Genomic DNA, 16,159 nt, shown 5'->3' on the forward strand with positions numbered 1-16,159 from the left:
TCAAAAGTACTACTTATTCAAGATTAAGTGCTACTTAATCGAGTCAGTTCGCTAGGTTGGGGGTCGTGGGGAACGACAGGCACGACCAGGTCCTGGACGAGCTCGGCGCGGCGATCGCGAACGGTTCGCTGCCGCCGGGGACGGTGCTGCGGTCCGAAGAGCTCCAGGAACGCTTCGGTGCTTCGCGGACGGTAGCGCGTGAAGTGGTCCGAGTGCTCGAGACGATGCGTCTGACCAGCAGCAAGCGGCGCGTCGGGGTGATCGTGCGGGACCCGGGGGAGTGGAACCACTACGACCCGAAGCTGATCCGCTGGCAGCTCGACGGCCCGTCGCGCCCGGCCGCCCTGGCCACGCTGAACGAGCTGCGTTCGGCGATCGAGCCGTGCGCGGCGCGCTACGCGGCCCTGCGCGCGACCCCGGAGGAGCGCGGCCGCCTCGGCGCACTGGGCGAGCGGCTGGCGCGGACGGCCCGAGCGCGCGACCTCTCGGCGTTCCTCGGGTTCGACATCGCGTTCCACGACGTGCTGCTCACCGCGTCCGGGAACCCGATGTTCGCGCAGCTGTCCGAGGTGGTCGCGGAGGTGCTGACCGGCCGGACCGGCCACGGCCTGATGCCCCCGGAGCCCCAACCCGAGGCGGTGGCCCTGCACCTGGAGGTGGCGGCCGCGGTCACGGCGGGCGACGCGGACCGGGCCGAACGCGCAATGCGCGACATCGTGGTCCAGGCGCGCGAGGAGATCGCGGCGCTGGTGGAGTAACCCGCACATCAGGAGGGCGGTCGCGACGCCGGTCGAGTAGGTCGGCGCAGGTGGTGTCCGGGCGTGGCACGAGAGCGTCGGCGAGGTCGGTGTCCGAAGTGCTCGGAGCGGTCGCGGTCAAGCCGGTCGGTGCGAGCTGCGTGGCGCGGAATTGTCGGGGCTGGTGACGCAGCCCGGCGGCGGTCGGGTGGTCCGGGCGCCCTCGGCGATCATGGCACTGGTCAGGCGGTCGGTGGTCCCGGAGCGGGGCATCGTGGTCCGGGCGCGGGCGGCGATCGTGGCGCTCGTCGAGTAGGCCGTTCGGTGGTCCGGTGGGGCGAGTAGCCTCTCCTCGAACTGGACTTTCTTTCTGCCGGGGGGCACAGGTGAGCGCGGCGCGCGCGATCGGACTGGTGTTGGGCGTAGCGGCCGACGGTGCCCTCGGCGACCCGCGCCGGCGTCCGCCGGTGACGGCCTTCCGCCGCTTCGGGCCCGCGCCGGGTGCCGCGGTGGCCGTGGCCGCCGTGTTGGGTGGCCTGGTGCTCGAACGCGCCGGGCGTGGCCGTCCGCTGGTGCAGGCCTCGGCGACCGCCGTCACGACCTGGGCCGTGCTCGGCGCGGCCGGCCTGGCGCTGCAGGGCACCGAGCTCGCGCGCGACCTCGAGGAGTGCCGGTTCGAGCCGGCCCGCTCGACACTGTCCGAACTGGACCCCCGCGTCGCCGACGGGCTGGGCCCGGTCGCGCTGTCGCGGGCTTCGGTGGAAACGTTGGCGGAGAACACATCCGACGCCGTCGTCGCGCCGCTGGTGTGGGGTGCGGTGGCGGGTGTCCCGGGCCTGCTCGGCGCGCGGGCGGTCAGCCTGCTGCGCCGCACGCGCGGCGGCCGCCCCGGCCACTGGGCGCTCGACCGTCTCGACGAGCTCGTCCACCTGGTCCCGACCCGCATCGCGGCGGGCCTGACGGTGCTGGCGGCCCCGGTGGTCGGCGGCTCGGCGGGCGGCGCGTGGCGCGCGTGGCGCCGCGACACGATCGCGCACCCCAGCCCCAACGCGGGCCGCGTGGAGGCGGCGTTCGCGGGAGCGCTGGAGATCCGCGTCGGCGGCCGGACGGTGTACCCGCACGGCATCGAGGAGCGCCCGGTCCTGGGCGTCGGCCGCAACCCGGACGCCGGTCACGTGACACGCGCGGTGGAACTGTCCCGTGTAGTCGGCTGGCTGGCCGGCGTGACGTCGGTGCTGCTCGCGGTGGTCGCGGGCCTCTGGCGCCGCAACCGCTGACTCAGCCGCGGCGCCGCAGCTGGGTCAACGCTTCCGCGTCCAGCCGTCCGTCCCGCTCCGCCAGTTGGGCGCCGATCCGCTCGCGGTCCTCTTCCGTCCGGTTTCCGCCGAACTTGAACTTCGCCCGGACGCCCGTGATCGTGAACTCGATCCCGCGGATCCCGGGCAGCAGCCGCCGGTCGGGGGCGTCCGTCGCGCTCACCGGGGCTCGCGCTCCGTCGGTCTCGAAGTGGCGCAACTGCTTGTCCAGCAAGGAAGCCTTCGCCGCCGGGTCGTCGACCAGCCGGACGTCGCCCTCGAGCTGGACCGTCGCGTAGTACGACGTCGGCACGCCGCGTGCCGGGTCGGCGCCGGACGCCGTGTTCCAGTCCGCGCGGATGTACGTGTAGTCGTCGACCACCGTCAGCAGCGCGCGCGGGTGCTCCTCCAGCAGCGGCCAGATCGGGTTGGGGCGGGCCAGGTGCGTGACGATCGTGCGGTCGCCGTCGTAGGCGAAGTGCGCGGGCGTGACCATCGGCAGGTCGCGGCCGGTGCCGCCGGCGATCAGCTGGCCGAAGTCGTGGCCGGCCAGCCAGTCCCGCCACTCGGCGTCGTCCTTCGCGGCGTCCCAGGGGTGGATCAGCATGAACCCAGTATGAGGACCACAAGTGGCCTCGCCCCAGGGCCATTTCCGGCTTACTTCGAAGGGCCACTTTCGGCGTACTCGGCCTCGTCCTCGGCCAGGATCTCCGAGACGGACTTCCGCCGCGTCCGCTCGCCCGGCTCCTTCGGCGCGGTCAGCGCGCCACCCGGCTTCAGCTCGCGCACGGTGAAGTACAGCCAGCCCAGCACCGCCATCGCGCCGAACGCGATCCACTGCAGCGCGTAGGAGAAGAACGGCCCCGAGTCGGTCTGCGGCAGCGGCAGCGCGCCCAGCACGCCGGGCTGATCGGTGTCGAGCTGGAAGTACCCGGGCCGGATGTCGATCCTGCCCGCCCGCGCGACGACCTTCGAGTCGACGACGTAGCTCTGCAGCCGTCCGTCGGTCGACGCGTCGGCGAAGGCGTCACGGTTCTTCGGGTCGGTCTCGTCGCTGCGCACCCGCGCGGTGACCTGCACGGTCCCGCCCGGCGCCGGTGCGAAGGGCAGCACGCCGGACTTGCTGTCGAGCTTGACGAACCCGCGGTCGATCAGCACGACCGTGCCGTCGGTCGTCCGCAGCGGCGTCAGCACCTCGTAGGCGCCCTCGCCCTGCACGGTCCGCAGCCGCGCGACGACCTCCTTGTCCGGGAGGTACTGGCCGGTGATCGACACGAGGTGCCACTCGGTGTGCTGGTCGGGCACGGCGCCCGGCGCCAGCAGCTGGTCGAGCGGCACCGGCGCGGCCGTGAACGACGTCTCGAGCGAGGAGTTCTGCTGCTCGCGCTCGGTGTTGCGGCCGAACTGCCACGGCGACAAGAGCGTGAAGCAACAGACGGCGAAGGCGAACACCACCACCGTCAGAGCCAGCCACCCGGGCCGGAGCAGGAACCGCAACCGCACCCCACCACGGTAGGCCGTGCCCGGTCCGGGCCGCCCGCCGACCTCGGTCACTGTGACGTGTCAGGGGTGCGAACGCACCCAATCCAGCAAACCGGGCACCGCGCGTTCGACCATGCCGAGGACGTCCTCGAAGCCGTCGTCACCGCCGTAGTAAGGGTCCGGCACCTCGGCGCCGTCCGGGGCCGACGGGTCGAACGACCGCAGCAGCCGCACCTTCGCCGGATCGTCGACGCGAGTCCGCAGGAACTCGGCGTGCCCTGCGTCGGCGGCGAGCAGGAGGTCGGCACCGAGGTCCTCGTCGGACACCTCGGACGCGACGTGCCGGGTGGGGTAGCCGTGCGCTTCGAGGGTCGCCCGGGCCCGCTTGTCGGCGGGTTCCCCTTCGTGCCAGCCGCCGGTCCCGGCGCTGGTGACGCGGACGGCGTCGGCGAGGCCGGCGTCGTCGAGCTCCTTCCGGAGGACGAGCTCGGCCATGGGAGAGCGGCAGATGTTGCCGGAGCAGACAACGACGATCCGAAGCATGCGGCGAGCGTAACCACCGGCCCGCCGGGTTCACCTGGTCAGCTCACCGCTCGGCGGTACCACCGGCCCGCACCGGGCACCTAGCGTCGATCACGCGAGGACGCGAACCGGAAGGAGAGCGATCATGCACGGGTGCTGCTCGAAGTGCACCGGCCAGGGCTGCGGCTGCTGCGGCAACTGCAACTGACCCCCGCACGGCGCTCGCGGCGGCGGTGACCCGCCGCCGGAGCGCCCCCTAACGCCGCGGCAGGCAGGTCGCCGAGACCGCTTCTTCCAGTGCGCGAGCGTGCAGGGCGTCGAAGCGGTGGACGACGTCCGCGACGCCGGCGGCGAGGAGCTGTCGCTGCGGGCACGAACGGGCCGCTCGTGCCGGAAGCGTCGCCGCCAGCTCCGTCAGCAGGCCGTTGTTGAGGCGGTCGATCACCGGGCGGATCTCGCCGAGGTCGGGGCGGGTCGCCGGGACCTCCGACGGGTGCGTGGCCCAGCGGGCGTACAGGCCGCGCTGGACCACCTTGTTCGCCTCGATCTGGGCGCGGAAGAACCGCACCGCGTCCGCCGGGTCCAGGCCGAGCTGCGGGGCCCGCGCCGCGACCGTGTCGTAGATCTGCTGCTCGCGCACCGGGTCGTCGATCGGGGACGGCGTGCCGTACTTGGCCGCCGCCACCTGGTCGGCGATCCGGACGCGCTGCGCCGCGAGATCCGTGAGGCGCCACAAGGAAGGCGCCGCCGAAGCGGGGGCCGTGCAGGCCAGGAGCGCCGCCAGCGCCACCATCACCGTGACGAGCCAGGACCGAAGCCGCATGGCCCGAAACGCTACATGCGAAGATCCCCGGATGCCCGCCCTTTCCGAAGTCATCACCGTGCTGGAGCAGGCGTACCCACCGGCGCTCGCCGAGTCGTGGGACGCCGTCGGCCTCGTCTGCGGTGACCCGGCCGAGTCCGTGACGCGCGTGCTCTTCTGCGTCGACCCCGGCGCCGACACCCTCGACGAAGCCGCCGAGCTCGGCGCGCAGCTGATCGTCGCGCACCACCCGCTGCTGCTGCGCGGCGTGCACGGCGTCCCCGCCGACACGGCGAAGGGCGCGCTCGTGCACCGGATGATCCGCGCCGGGATCGCGCTCTACTGCGCGCACACCAACGCCGACTCCGCCGACCCCGGCGTCTCCGACGCGCTCGCCGAAGCGATCGGCCTCCGCGTCCTGCGGCCCCTCGACCCGAAGCCGGACGGCGTCACGGGCCTCGGCCGCATCGGCGAACTGCCGGAGCCGGAACCCTTCGGCGTCTTCGTCCAGCGCGTCGCGGACGCGCTGCCCGCGACCGTCCCCGGCGTGCTCGGCGCGGGCGACGAGGACCGGCCGATCCGCACCGTCGCCGTCTCCGGCGGGGCCGGGGACTCCTACCTCGCGCTGGCCACCGAAGCCGGGGTCGACGCCTACGTCACCGCCGACCTGCGGCATCACCCCGCGGGTGAGCACCTGGCGAGCCCGGGCCCGGTGCCCGCGCTGGTCGGGCTGACCCACTGGGCCAGCGAATGGCCCTGGTGCAGGCAAGCCTCGGCGGTCGTGGCGCGAGCGTTTGCGGGTAACGTCGACATCTGCGTCTCCACGCGGTGCACCGACCCGTGGAACGTCCGCGCCGAGCGCACATCGAATTAAGAGGAGCACCGTGAAGGCCGAACCCGCCGTGCAGCGCCAGTTGCTCGAGCTCGCCAAGGTGGACGCCGAGCTCTCGCGCACCGCGCACCGTCGCCGCACCCTTCCCGAGCTGGCCGAGATCGACGCCGGGGAGAAGACCGTCCGGGATCGCCGCGACGCGCTCGTGTCCACGGAGACCGCCGCGTCCGACCTCGACCGGGAGGTGGCCCGGCAGGAGAAGGAGATCGAGTCGGTGCGCGCCCGCGAGGACCGCGACCGCAAGCTCCTGGCGTCCGGATCCGTGAACTCCAAGCAGATGACCGACATCGAGCACGAGCTGCAGACCCTGCAGCGCCGGCAGAGCGCGCTGGAAGACGACCTCCTGGAGCTGATGGAGCAGCGCGAGGCGCTGGGCCTGGACGCGCAGCGCACCGGCGCCGAGGTCGACAAGGCCGAGTCCGAGGTCGCCGCCGCGATCATCCGCCGTGACGAGGCGTTCAAGGACCTCGACACCACCCGCGCCCGCCGTGACGAAGACCGCGCGAAGCTGCTGCCGCGCTTCCCGGAGCCGCTGCTGAAGTTGTACGAGCGCGTCCGCGAGCACAAGGGGATCGGCGCCGCGCTGCTGCGCGCCCGCCGGTGCGGCGCCTGCCAGCTCGAGCTGGACCGCAACACCGTCAACGAGATCAAGGGCGGCCCCGAGGACGACGTCGTGCAGTGCGAGAACTGCGGCGCGATCCTGGTCAGGACCGTGGAGTCCGGCCTGTGACCGAGCACGTGGTCATCGAGGCCGACGGCGGATCCCGGGGCAACCCGGGGCCCGCCGGCTACGGCGCGGTGGTCAAGGACGCCGCGACCGACGAGGTTCTCGCCGAGCGCAAGGAAGGCCTCGGCGTCGTCACCAACAACGTCGCCGAGTACCGCGGCCTGATCGCCGGGCTGGCCGCCGCGGCCGAGCTCGGAGCGTCCACTGTGGACGTTCGGATGGACTCGAAGCTCGTGGTGGAGCAGATGTCCGGGCGCTGGAAGATCAAGCACCCGGACATGCAGCCGCTCGCCGCGCAGGCCAAGGAGATCGCCGCCGGCTTCACGCGCGTCCGCTACGAGTGGATCCCGCGCGCGCAGAACTCGCACGCGGACAGGCTGGCCAACGAGGCGATGGACGCGGCCACCGGGAAGCCGGCCGCCGGCAAGCCCGCCCCGGCCACGCCGAAGCTGCCGACCCGGAAGCCGGACCGCGCCGTCGTCGCCTGGACCGGCGCCCGCGGCACCCCGACCCGGCTGCTCCTGCTGCGCCACGGCCAGACGGAGATGTCGGCGTTGCGGCGTTACTCCGGCCGCGGCGACGTCCCGCTCACCGAGCTCGGCCGCGCGCAGGCGGCCGCGGCGGCGAAGCGGCTGGCCGCGACCGAGGGCCTGATCGTCGACGGCGAGTCCGTTCCGATCATCTCCTCGCCGCTCACGCGCACGAAGCAGACCGCGCAGGCCGTCGCCGACGCGCTCGGCGGCCGCGTCGAGACCCACCCCGGCCTCATCGAGACCGACTTCGGCGAGTGGGAGGGGCTCACGTTCGCCGAGTCCGCCGACCGCGACCCGGAGCTGCACCGCTCCTGGATCGGCGACAGCTCGGTCCCGCCGCCCGGCGGCGAGAGCTTCGACGTCGTCCACCAGCGCGTCCGCAAGGCCCGCGACGAGCTGATCGCCGAGCACGGCGGCCGGACGCTGGTGCTGGTCAGCCACGTGACGCCGATCAAGACGCTGCTGCGGATGGGCCTGGACGCCGGGCCGTCGCTGCTGTTCCGGCTGCACCTGGACCTGGCGTCGCTGTCGATCGTCGAGTTCTACCCGGACGGCAACGCGTCGGTCCGGCTGGTGAACGACACGTCGCACCTGAGCTGACCGGGGCAACTGTGGGGTGGATCACGCTCAACGGCGACGCGTGGCCGACCCCCGATGGGGTATTGGCTACAGTGGCTCGACCGCGGCGCCGCGGCGGTGGACCCGGCCTCGGGTCCATTCATGGGGCGCCGGCTCGTGCGTAACCCACCGGCAGAGGCCTGCGGGCGGAACAGTGACGAGGACATGACGGCTAGCGCACTCACCGAGACTTCCCAGAGCGACGTCCCCGACGACCCCGTGGCCACCACCACGACGCGGGGCTGGGGCGCGCGCCTGGCGCCGGTACTGGCCGTGCTCGCCGGGGTGGCCGCCGTCGCGGCGCACGCCACCCGCTACGGCCACTGGATCGTCGACGACGCCGCCATCACCTTCTCCTACGCCCGCAGCTTCGCCGACGGCCTCGGCCCGGTGCTGCAGCCGGGCGCGCCGCCGGTCGAGGGCTTCTCGGACCCGACGTGGATGGTGCTGCTCGGCGTCGGCAAGCTCGTCGGCCTCTTCGACCGCGGCCTGCTCTTCGGCCTGCCCGACTACGTGCTGTTCCCGAAGCTGCTGGGCCTGCTGTTCACCGGCGGCATCCTGACCGCCTGCTACATCGCCGCGAAGCAGATCTTCACGCGCTTCGCGTGGCTGGCCACCCTGGTCGTCGGCCTGACGCTGGCGACGATCCCGTCGTTCGTCATCTGGGTCGTGTCCGGCCTGGAGAACTCGCTGTTCGCCTTCGTCGTCGTCACGCTGGGCGTGACGCTGTTCGTCTCGGTGAAGCGGGACAAGCTGCTGACCCCGAAGGTCGCGCTGTGGGCCGGCGTCATGGTCGCGTTCGCCGCGCTGACCCGGCCGGAAGGCCTGATCTACGCGGGCGCGTACCCGCTGGCCGCGCTGTTCCTGCTGCGGCCGGGCCTGTTCTGGAAGAGCTTCCGGCTCGCGCTGCTGTCGGTGGCCGCGTTCGCCGTCCCGTTCGGCGCGTACGTCGTCTGGCGGCACGCCGAGTTCGGCAGGCTGCTGGCCAACCCGTCGGTCGCGAAGCAGCAGGGCCTGCCGGGGATCGACGCCGTGAAGCGGCCCTTCGAGCTGGCCGGCTACGCGGGCTGGGCGGGCGTCGTCCTGCTGCTGCTCGTGATCGTGTTCGCGCTGGTCAAGGCGCCGTGGCGGCGTTCGCTGACCGCGTTGCTGGTGCCGCTGGGGCTGGGGATCGTCGCGTACGGAGTGATGGTCGCCGACTGGATGTACCAGCACCGGTTCGCCAGCCCGATCTGGCCGCTGGCGGTCATCGCCGGGACGCTGTCGGCGGGTGAGCTGCTGAAGCACCGCCGGGCGCTGCTGCGGATCGGGATCGTCGTGGTCCTGGTGGGCGCGTTCGTCCCGTCGGCCGTCGGGTTCGCCCAGGCCGCGGACAAGTTCGCGAAGAACCCGAACATCACGGCGTGCCTGGTCGCGGACCGCTTCGGTCGCGGCTTCAACACGTACGCGGACATCCTGGGCATCCAGAAGGCGTCGCTGCTGCTGCCGGACCTCGGCGGCTCGTCGATGACCAGCCGGCTCGAGCTGGTGGACATGGCCGGCCTGGTCAACAAGCCGATCGCCGACCTGGTCCACGACAACGACCTCGCGGGCCTGCGCAACTACGTGTTCGACACGGTCAAGCCGACGTTCATCCACTCGTGGGGCCCGTGGGCCGCGGGCAACGGCATCGCACTGGACCCGCGCCTGGACCGCGACTACGTGCTGGTCTACTCGTCGCCGATCGAGGGCCTGCGCAACGGCGACTGGGTCCGCAAGGACGCGGTCACGGACCCGGCCAAGCTGAAGGCGGCCCAGGACTACGCGAAGGTGACGATCCCGGCCGTGGCGGCCGACCGCTTCGGCGGCCCGCTCGACGACTGCGGCGCGACGATGAAGCCGGGCCAGACCCTGACGGTCCCGAACCCGTAACCCGCGTGACCCGGCCCGTCACTCGCGTGATCGGGCCCGTGACCAGCGTGATCGAGGCCGGAACTCGCGAGTTCCGGCCTCAGTCACGTGAGATCCGGCCGCGATCACGCGGGTGACGGGTTACGTCGCGACGGTGAGGCCAAGCCACAGGGCCACCGTGGCCGCGGCCAGGCACAGCGGGGTCGTCAGGGCTCCCAGCGTGTGGAACGTCTTGGCCGACGGGTGGGCCGGGAGGGCTCGGCGCCACAGCAGCGTGGCCAGGGAGCCCAGGTAGCTCGCGTTCGGGCCGATGTTGACGCCCAGCAGCACCGCCAGCAGCACACCCGGCGCCGGGTGCGTGCCCAGGACCGACAGCAGGATCAGCGTCGCCGGGAGGTTGTTGACCAGGTTGGCCAGCAGCGCCGCGACACCGGCCACCAGCAGGAGGTCCACCAGGCCCGTCGACGTCGGCAGCACGTCGCGGAGCAGGCCGCCCAGCAGGTGTTCCGACACCGCTTCGACCACCACGGCCAGGCCCAGCACGAACAGGCACAGCTGCGGCGCCGCCTCGCTGATCAGCTGCCACGGCTTGATCTTGCCCCGCGCCAGCGCGCGCACGCCGAGGACCAGCGCCGCGGCCGTCGCGATCCAGACCGGCTCGACGTGGCCCAGCGGGCCCAGCCCGAAGCCGACCAGCGTCAGCGCCAGGACGACCAGCGCGAACGTCGGCGTCTCCAGGTGCTGCCGCGGCTCCGCCGTCTCCTGCGGCTTCAGGTCCGTGGCGAAGAACCGCAGGAAGACGAGCAGTTCGATGCCGATCGTCACCAGCCACGGCAGCGCCATCAACGCCGTGAAGCCGGCGAACGTCAGCCCGGACGCGGCGAAGGCGAGCAGGTTGGTCAGGTTGGACACCGGCAGCAGCGTCGACGCCGAGTTCGCCAGGTGCACGCAGGCGTAGGCGTGCGGCCGCGCGGGCATCTTCAGGCTCGACGCCGTCGCGAGCACCACCGGCGTGAGCAGGACGACGGTGGCGTCGAGGCTGAGGACCGCCGTCACGCCGGCCGCCGCGGCGAACGTCAGGACCAGCAGCCGCCGGGGGCGGCCGTGGCACGCCTCGGCGAGGCGGTTGCCGAGCCAGTCGAACACGCCGTCCACACTGGCCAAAAAGGACAGCAGGAGGATCGCGGCGAGGAAGCCGAGCGTCGGCAGGATCTCGACGGCCCGGTGCCCGGCCGCGGCCGGGCGCACCAGTCCGAACAGGAGCGCCAGCCCCGCCGCCGGCACCGCGGCGACCGCCTCCGGCCAGCCGCGCGGCCGGACGATCGCGAAGACCAGCACCCCGATCAGGAGCACCAGGCTCGCGGCACCCGCCCAGAAGTTCACCGGCTCACGCTAACCGACGACGTCGGCCGCCGATTCTGTCGGTGCCCTCGGGTAACGTGGAAGACGGGGGGCGCCGCCACACGCGGAGGTCAGACGCCGAGCGGCTCCGGGGTCGCGGCGCCGCGGGCGAGGTCGCGTTCCTTCTCCCGGATCACCGGCAGCACGTGCTCGCCGAAGTGCTCGACGTCCTCCAGGTAGTGCAGGAACCCGAGCAGCAGCAGGTTCGCCCCGCGCCGCTTGTACTCGATGGCGCGGTCGGCGATCTGCTCCGGCGTGCCGATCAGCCGGGTGCGGAAGCCGTCGTTGTACTGCACGAGGTCTTCGAACTCCGAGTCAGCCCACATGCCCTTGGTGTCCGAAGTGGACTTCCCGGCCTGCTTGACGGCGTTGCGGAAGCCCTCGACGGCGGGGCGGTTGGCCTTGTCGACGATCTCGCGCAGCACGGCCTTCGCCTCGCTCTCGGTCTCGCGGGCGATGAGGAAGCCGTTCAGTCCGAATCGGACGGTGTGGTCGTTCTCCGCCGCGTACCCGTTCACCTCCGCGACCTGCTCGCTGAAGCCGTCGAAGTCCTTGCCGTTGCTGAAGTACCAGTCCGAGACGCGCCCGGCGAGCTTGCGCGCCGCCGTGGAGTTGCCGCCCTGGAAGATCTCCGGGTGCGGCGAGACGACCGGCTTCGGCTTGATGTCGAAGTCGTGGATCCGGTAGAAGTCGCCGCGGAACTCGGCGTGGTCGCTGGTCCAGAGCTCCCGCAGCACGCGGATGAACTCCTCCGACCGCCGGTAGCGCTCGTCGTGCTCGAGCCACGCTTCGCCCAGGCCGGTGAACTCGTCCTTGAACCAGCCGCTGACGACGTTCACGGCCGCGCGGCCGCCGGAGATGACGTCGGCGCTCGCGATGAACTTCGCCAGCACGCCGGGGTGCCACAGGCCCGGGTGCACGGCCGCGATCACCTTCAGCCGCTCGGTGGCGAGCAGCAGCGCCAGGCTGAACCCGGTCGACTCGTGCTGGTAGGCCGCGCCGTAGCTCGCCGTGTAGCGGACCTGGGAGAGGGCGTACTCGAACCCGTTGTTCTCGGCGAGCACCGCCAGTTCGCGGTTGTACTCGTAGCCCCAGTCCGTGCGCTGCTCGATGTCGCTCGTGACGAGCCCGCCGCTCACGTTCGGGACCCAGTAGGCGAATTTCAGAGGTTCCTCGGGCGAAGACATGGCCCGAGTAGAGCAACGACGTCAGGGGCGGTCAACGCGCGTCCACGCGGTGGGACTTCACCCGCCGCGGTGGGACTTCGCCAGTGCGCCACCGAGTTCCGCTCGTCCCGGGATGCCGAGCTTGCGGTACGCGCCCGACAGGTGCAGCTCGACCGTGCGCCGCGTCAGGTGCAACGCCGTCGCGATCTCGCGGTTGGTCAGGCCCTGCGCGGCCATCACGGCGATGCGGCTTTCCTGGCGCGTCAAGCCGTGCTCGTTGTCCTTCGCCGGGGTCAACGCGCGCCGCGACGAGCGCAGCTCCTCCGCCGCGCGCCGCGCGAGAGGACGCGCGCCGCAGTGCTCGCTCAGCTCGACGGCCTGCCGCAGCGTCTCGATGGCCTTTTCGGACTGACCGTGGCGCGACTGCAGCGAGCCGAGCTCGGTCAGCGCCGTCGCCAGCTGCAGGCGGGCCGGCGACGCGCTCAGCGCCGTGATCGCCTTGGTCAGGGACCGCTCGGCTTCGTCGTCCTCGCGGACGAGCCCGAGCGTCGTGAGCGCGGTGCCGAGCGGGCGCGCCGCACCCCAGCGGGTCGCCGCGGACAGGTCCTCTTCGGCCAGCCGGGCCGCGTCCTCGCCCTGGCCGAGCGCGAGCGCCGCGCGGGCCGCGTGCGCGCGCCACGGCACGAACCCGGGGAACCGCATGCCGTGGTGCGCGAGCCGCCGGCCGCAGCTGAGCAGGTCTTCGAAGCCGAAGCGGGTGTAGCCGGTGGCGACGCGCAGGCGGCCGCGCGCGTAGAGGAGGTAGGTGTGGGTGAACAGGCCCTGGCTGGCGACGAAGTCCATCCGGTCCAGCAGCGACGTCGCCGCCTCGAACCGGCCCAGGTCGACCCAGCACTCGACCAGCTTGGCCGCGCACAGCACGCCGACCGGGCACGTCGTCGTCGCGCCGCGCTCGTCGAACCGCCGCAGCAGCGACTCGAAGTGGACGCTCGCCCGCTGCAGGTCGCCGCCGGCCTGCAGCGCGATCCCGCGGGCCAGGGTCGGCAGCGCGCCCTGCGGCACGTGCACGTCCCACGGCTCGCGCTCGACGTCGAGGATGCGGCACAGCCGGTCGACGTGGGCGGGCTCGTCCGCGAGCACCGCGGTGGCCAGCGTGAAGAAGTAGTGCTGTTCGAACAAATCTCCGTCGCTGTCGCCTGCCAAGGCGTCGGCGAAGTGTGCGATGGCGTCCTGCGCGGACTCGCCGCTGCGGACGGTGTCGAGCGCCAGCAGGGCCGAGCGGCTCCGGCGCGCGGCCGGGTCGGTCAGCGGCGCCCACTGCTCCTCGAAGTCGCGGAACTCCGGCGGCGGCCCGAGGCGGCTGCCGGCTTCGGCGAGGTAGGTCATGCTCAGCAGCGGCCCGACGGCGTCCGGGCCCCCGGCGTCGAGCCGCGCCGCGATCTGCCCGGCCGCGCTGATCGCGAGCCGGGCGTCCTGGCCGCCGCACAGCGAGAGCAGCATGGCGTTGGCGATGAACGCGGCGGTCTCGCGGCGGCCGATGTTGTCGACGGCCTCGCGCACCCGCACCGCGGCCGCGGGCGGGTCGACCTGGAACTCGGCGTGCGCCAGCTGCAGCAGCACGGCCACCCGCCGCCCGGAGCTGAGCCGCTCGTCGAGCGCGCGCCGCAGGTGCCGCGAGGCCAGCTCGGCGTCGCCCGCGGACAGGGCGTTGCGCGCGCTCAGCCGCAGCACGTCGACCCCCCAGGGGATCCGGATCGCGGTGGCCTCGAGCAGGTGCGCGGCGACGCGCTCGATCGGCGCGCCGGTCTCCGCCAGCAGCTTCGCCGCCCGCGCGTGGTTGACCGCCCGCGTCGTCTGCGGCATGTCCTTGAGCACGGAGTTGCGGACGAAGGAGTAGGACAGCATCGGCCGGCTGCTGTTGTCGAGCACGTGCAGCCGGACCATGGTGTCGATCGCCGGCAGCGCGTCCAGCTCATCGACGCCGGCGAGCTGGGCCAGCAGGTCGAAGCTCGCGTCCTCGCCGGCGATCGCGGCCGCGTGCAGGATCGCGGGGGCGTGCGGGAACTCGTGCATCCGGGTGTGGAGGACCTGGCCGATCAGCGACGAGCCGAGCGCGTGCGGGTCCGCGCCGGGCAGCAGCCGCGGCCGCAGCGCGTGCAGCAGGTACGGGTTGCCGCCGGTGGCTTCGCGGCAGGTGGACGCCAGTTCGCCGGGGGCGAGGCCCAGGATCTCGGCGGCGGCCGCGTCGCCGAGGCCGTTGAGTGTGATCGTGGCCGGCGTGCAGCCCGCCATCTCCAGCAGGGCCACCTCGCGGTGGGGCGGGTGCCCGATCAGGGCGGTGAGGATGATCAGCACCGGCAGGTCGAGCACGCGGTGCCGGATGTAGGCGAGGCACCGCATCGACCAGGCGTCGGACAGGTGGACGTTGTCGATGCCGAGGAACAGCGGACCGTGCTCGGTCGCGTCGCGGACGAGGTGGAAGAAGCGTTCGAGCGCCTCGCTCTCGCCGGCCGGGCCGCACTGCTCGGCGGCGTGCGGCAGGCGCGGCCGCGGTGAGGCCGGGTCGGCGGTGACGTTCTCCAGGGCTTCGGCCAGCTGCCGGGCCACCCCGCCGGGCAGGTGGCTCTCGAGCCGCGACCCGGTGGCGATCGCGACGGTGAAGCCCGAGTCCGCAGCCAGCGCCGCGGCGGCGCGCAGGGTGGCGCTCTTGCCCATGCCGAACTCGCCGGCCAGTACCGCGCTCGCCGCCGTGCCGCCCAGCGCGACCGGGAAGAGCCTGGTCAAGCGGCTGAGCTCGGGCTCGCGGCCGGGGAGCCGCGGAGCGGGACGCTTCGGTACCGAAGCCCCGCTGACGGGGTTCTCGGGATTTACTTCGGTATCCACCGTAAGGACTTTCATGTTGGGTTCGGGCAGACTACCGGTAACCGGCCGAACTCGGGAGAACCCGCAGGTGGGCGCCGGTGCCGGCGACGAACCGAGCAGGGGAGACGATGGACGCAGCGGTTGCGAACCCGTCCTTCCCGAAGGCCGCGCCCGTCGCGCACAGGGCCGTCACGCCGACGCCCAGGGCCAGCAGCAGGAGCGTGCCGGTCGCCGAGCCGGGTCGCCGGCCGCCGAACCGGCACGACTTCCGGCGCGGGGCCGTCCCGTCGCCCGGGGGCAGGTAGCCGAGCTCGGCCGCCCGCGCGAGAGCGCCGGTCACCGAGCGGAACTCGGCGACGCGGACCCGGCAGCGGGCACACCCGCTCAGGTGCGTTTCGAATTCCCCCGGATCGTCGAGGACGCCGAGCCCGTAGGCCGCGGCGTCCCGGTGCACCTCTTTCCCCACCCTCATCGCACCGTCACTTCCCCGAGCGCCTTACGCAATTGCCGCATCGCCGTGTACAACCGCGATTTCACGGTTCCCTCCGGAATTCCGAGAATGGTCGCGGCCTGGCGAACGGTATTTCCGGCGAGGTACGTCTCCGAGATGACGGACTGGTATTTCTCGTCCAGTTCCGTCAATGCGCGGGAAATGGTTAGTGCGGCTAACGAACTGTCGGTGCGGTCGGCTGACTCGGCGTTGTCGGGGATCTCCAGAGCGACCTCCTGCGGGCGTACCCGGCGATTCCGCCAGCCGTCGATGACGATCCGGCGGGCCACCGTGAGCAGCCAGCCCCGCAGCATGCCGGGCTCGCGCTCGAGGGTGTCGGAGTGCTGCCAGGCGCGGATCATGGTCTCCTGCACCACGTCCTCGGTCCACTGCCGGTCGTAGTTGGTGAGGGACAACACCTGGCTGAACAGCGTGGCGCGGAAGTTCTTGTACAGCAACGGGACCAGGTCGTCGACCGGGTCCGCCGCGAGGACGGCCGCGGCGGCGGACGAGGAGGGGCCGGTGTGGCCGATACCTGTTCTGCCCGGTGCTTCCATAAAGCTCGCAACCTCACCTGACTGGCGGACCGTAAGGGCCAGCAGAGCGTAGCGCAGAAATACTTGATAGGCCATATGCATCAGTTTCTCCGGCTATTCGGCTCTCGGTCGCCACGGTGTGTACCCATGGCCGGTTCAAAAACTGTCTTGTGATGCACGTCACAGTCACTAAAAGGTGACAACGA

The 16,159-nt window shown here is 72.4% G+C and carries 16 protein-coding genes; 7 read left to right on the top strand and 9 right to left on the bottom strand.

Annotated features, from left to right (window positions below):
• Window positions 1-65 precede the first annotated feature (65 nt).
• The 3 genes from OHS58_RS43310 to OHS58_RS43320 all read left to right on the top strand — a co-directional run bounded on the left by OHS58_RS43310 (window position 66) and on the right by OHS58_RS43320 (window position 2,014).
• Window positions 66-758, top strand: a complete 693-nt coding sequence (locus OHS58_RS43310) for a FadR/GntR family transcriptional regulator (RefSeq protein WP_328646133.1) — start codon at window positions 66-68, stop codon at window positions 756-758.
• Between the two features lie 163 nt (window positions 759-921).
• Window positions 922-1,053, top strand: coding sequence for a hypothetical protein (locus OHS58_RS43315; protein WP_328646134.1), 132 nt, complete (start codon window positions 922-924; stop codon window positions 1,051-1,053).
• 70 nt (window positions 1,054-1,123) lie between these two features.
• Window positions 1,124-2,014, top strand: coding sequence for a cobalamin biosynthesis protein CobD/CbiB (locus OHS58_RS43320; protein ID WP_328646135.1), 891 nt, complete (start codon window positions 1,124-1,126; stop codon window positions 2,012-2,014).
• A gap of 1 nt (window position 2,015) precedes the next feature.
• Here the strand turns inward: OHS58_RS43320 and OHS58_RS43325 are convergent, their stop codons facing one another.
• The 4 genes from OHS58_RS43325 to OHS58_RS43340 all read right to left on the bottom strand — a co-directional run bounded on the left by OHS58_RS43325 (window position 2,016) and on the right by OHS58_RS43340 (window position 4,859).
• A complete protein-coding gene (locus OHS58_RS43325) occupies window positions 2,016-2,639 on the bottom strand; it encodes an FMN-binding negative transcriptional regulator (protein WP_326955799.1) in 624 nt (207 codons plus the stop codon).
• 50 nt (window positions 2,640-2,689) lie between these two features.
• Entirely contained in the window at window positions 2,690-3,535 is an 846-nt protein-coding gene (locus OHS58_RS43330; protein WP_326955798.1) for an SURF1 family cytochrome oxidase biogenesis protein, read from the bottom strand.
• A 60-nt stretch (window positions 3,536-3,595) separates the two neighbouring features.
• Window positions 3,596-4,057 (bottom strand): low molecular weight protein-tyrosine-phosphatase, encoded by a 462-nt coding sequence (locus OHS58_RS43335; protein ID WP_328646136.1) that lies wholly within the window; start codon window positions 4,055-4,057, stop codon window positions 3,596-3,598.
• Between the two features lie 235 nt (window positions 4,058-4,292).
• Window positions 4,293-4,859 (bottom strand): chorismate mutase, encoded by a 567-nt coding sequence (locus tag OHS58_RS43340; protein WP_328646137.1) that lies wholly within the window; start codon window positions 4,857-4,859, stop codon window positions 4,293-4,295.
• A 31-nt stretch (window positions 4,860-4,890) separates the two neighbouring features.
• On the opposite strand from OHS58_RS43340, the gene OHS58_RS43345 reads away from it, so the two are divergent.
• The 4 genes from OHS58_RS43345 (at window position 4,891) to OHS58_RS43360 (ending at window position 9,519) form a co-directional block, all read left to right on the top strand.
• A complete protein-coding gene (locus OHS58_RS43345) occupies window positions 4,891-5,712 on the top strand; it encodes a Nif3-like dinuclear metal center hexameric protein (RefSeq protein ID WP_247061166.1) in 822 nt (273 codons plus the stop codon).
• Window positions 5,713-5,722: 10 nt separating this feature from the next.
• Complete coding sequence (locus tag OHS58_RS43350; protein ID WP_247061167.1) at window positions 5,723-6,460, top strand: zinc ribbon domain-containing protein; 738 nt, start codon at window positions 5,723-5,725, stop codon at window positions 6,458-6,460.
• 8 nt (window positions 6,461-6,468) lie between these two features.
• Complete coding sequence (locus tag OHS58_RS43355; RefSeq protein WP_442875576.1) at window positions 6,469-7,590, top strand: bifunctional RNase H/acid phosphatase; 1,122 nt, start codon at window positions 6,469-6,471, stop codon at window positions 7,588-7,590.
• Window positions 7,591-7,773: 183 nt separating this feature from the next.
• Window positions 7,774-9,519: a hypothetical protein gene (locus OHS58_RS43360; RefSeq protein ID WP_328646139.1), complete on the top strand. Its 1,746-nt coding sequence runs from the start codon at window positions 7,774-7,776 to the stop codon at window positions 9,517-9,519.
• 120 nt (window positions 9,520-9,639) lie between these two features.
• On the opposite strand, the gene OHS58_RS43365 is transcribed toward OHS58_RS43360, so the two are convergent.
• From OHS58_RS43365 to OHS58_RS43385, 5 genes are all read right to left on the bottom strand, one after another.
• On the bottom strand, window positions 9,640-10,881 hold the full coding sequence (locus OHS58_RS43365) for an SLC13 family permease (protein WP_328646140.1): 1,242 nt from the start codon (window positions 10,879-10,881) through the stop codon (window positions 9,640-9,642).
• Between the two features lie 89 nt (window positions 10,882-10,970).
• Window positions 10,971-12,086 carry a dimethylsulfone monooxygenase SfnG gene (gene sfnG, locus OHS58_RS43370; RefSeq protein WP_328646141.1) on the bottom strand — a complete coding sequence of 372 codons (1,116 nt, stop codon included), beginning with the start codon at window positions 12,084-12,086 and terminating at the stop codon, window positions 10,971-10,973.
• Window positions 12,087-12,143: 57 nt separating this feature from the next.
• The gene (locus OHS58_RS43375; RefSeq protein WP_328646142.1) at window positions 12,144-14,948 is read right to left on the bottom strand and encodes an AAA family ATPase; all 2,805 of its coding nucleotides are present in this window, start codon (window positions 14,946-14,948) and stop codon (window positions 12,144-12,146) included.
• Between the two features lie 31 nt (window positions 14,949-14,979).
• Entirely contained in the window at window positions 14,980-15,399 is a 420-nt protein-coding gene (locus OHS58_RS43380) for a hypothetical protein (RefSeq protein WP_328646143.1), read from the bottom strand.
• Complete coding sequence (locus OHS58_RS43385) at window positions 15,396-15,974, bottom strand: sigma-70 family RNA polymerase sigma factor (RefSeq protein ID WP_326959880.1); 579 nt, start codon at window positions 15,972-15,974, stop codon at window positions 15,396-15,398. Before OHS58_RS43385 ends, OHS58_RS43380 begins: the two co-directional genes overlap by 4 nt.
• Between the last annotated feature and the right edge of the window lie 185 nt (window positions 15,975-16,159).

The sequence above is a fragment of the Amycolatopsis sp. NBC_00348 genome (genome assembly GCF_036114655.1).
Lineage (GTDB): Bacteria > Actinomycetota > Actinomycetes > Mycobacteriales > Pseudonocardiaceae > Amycolatopsis.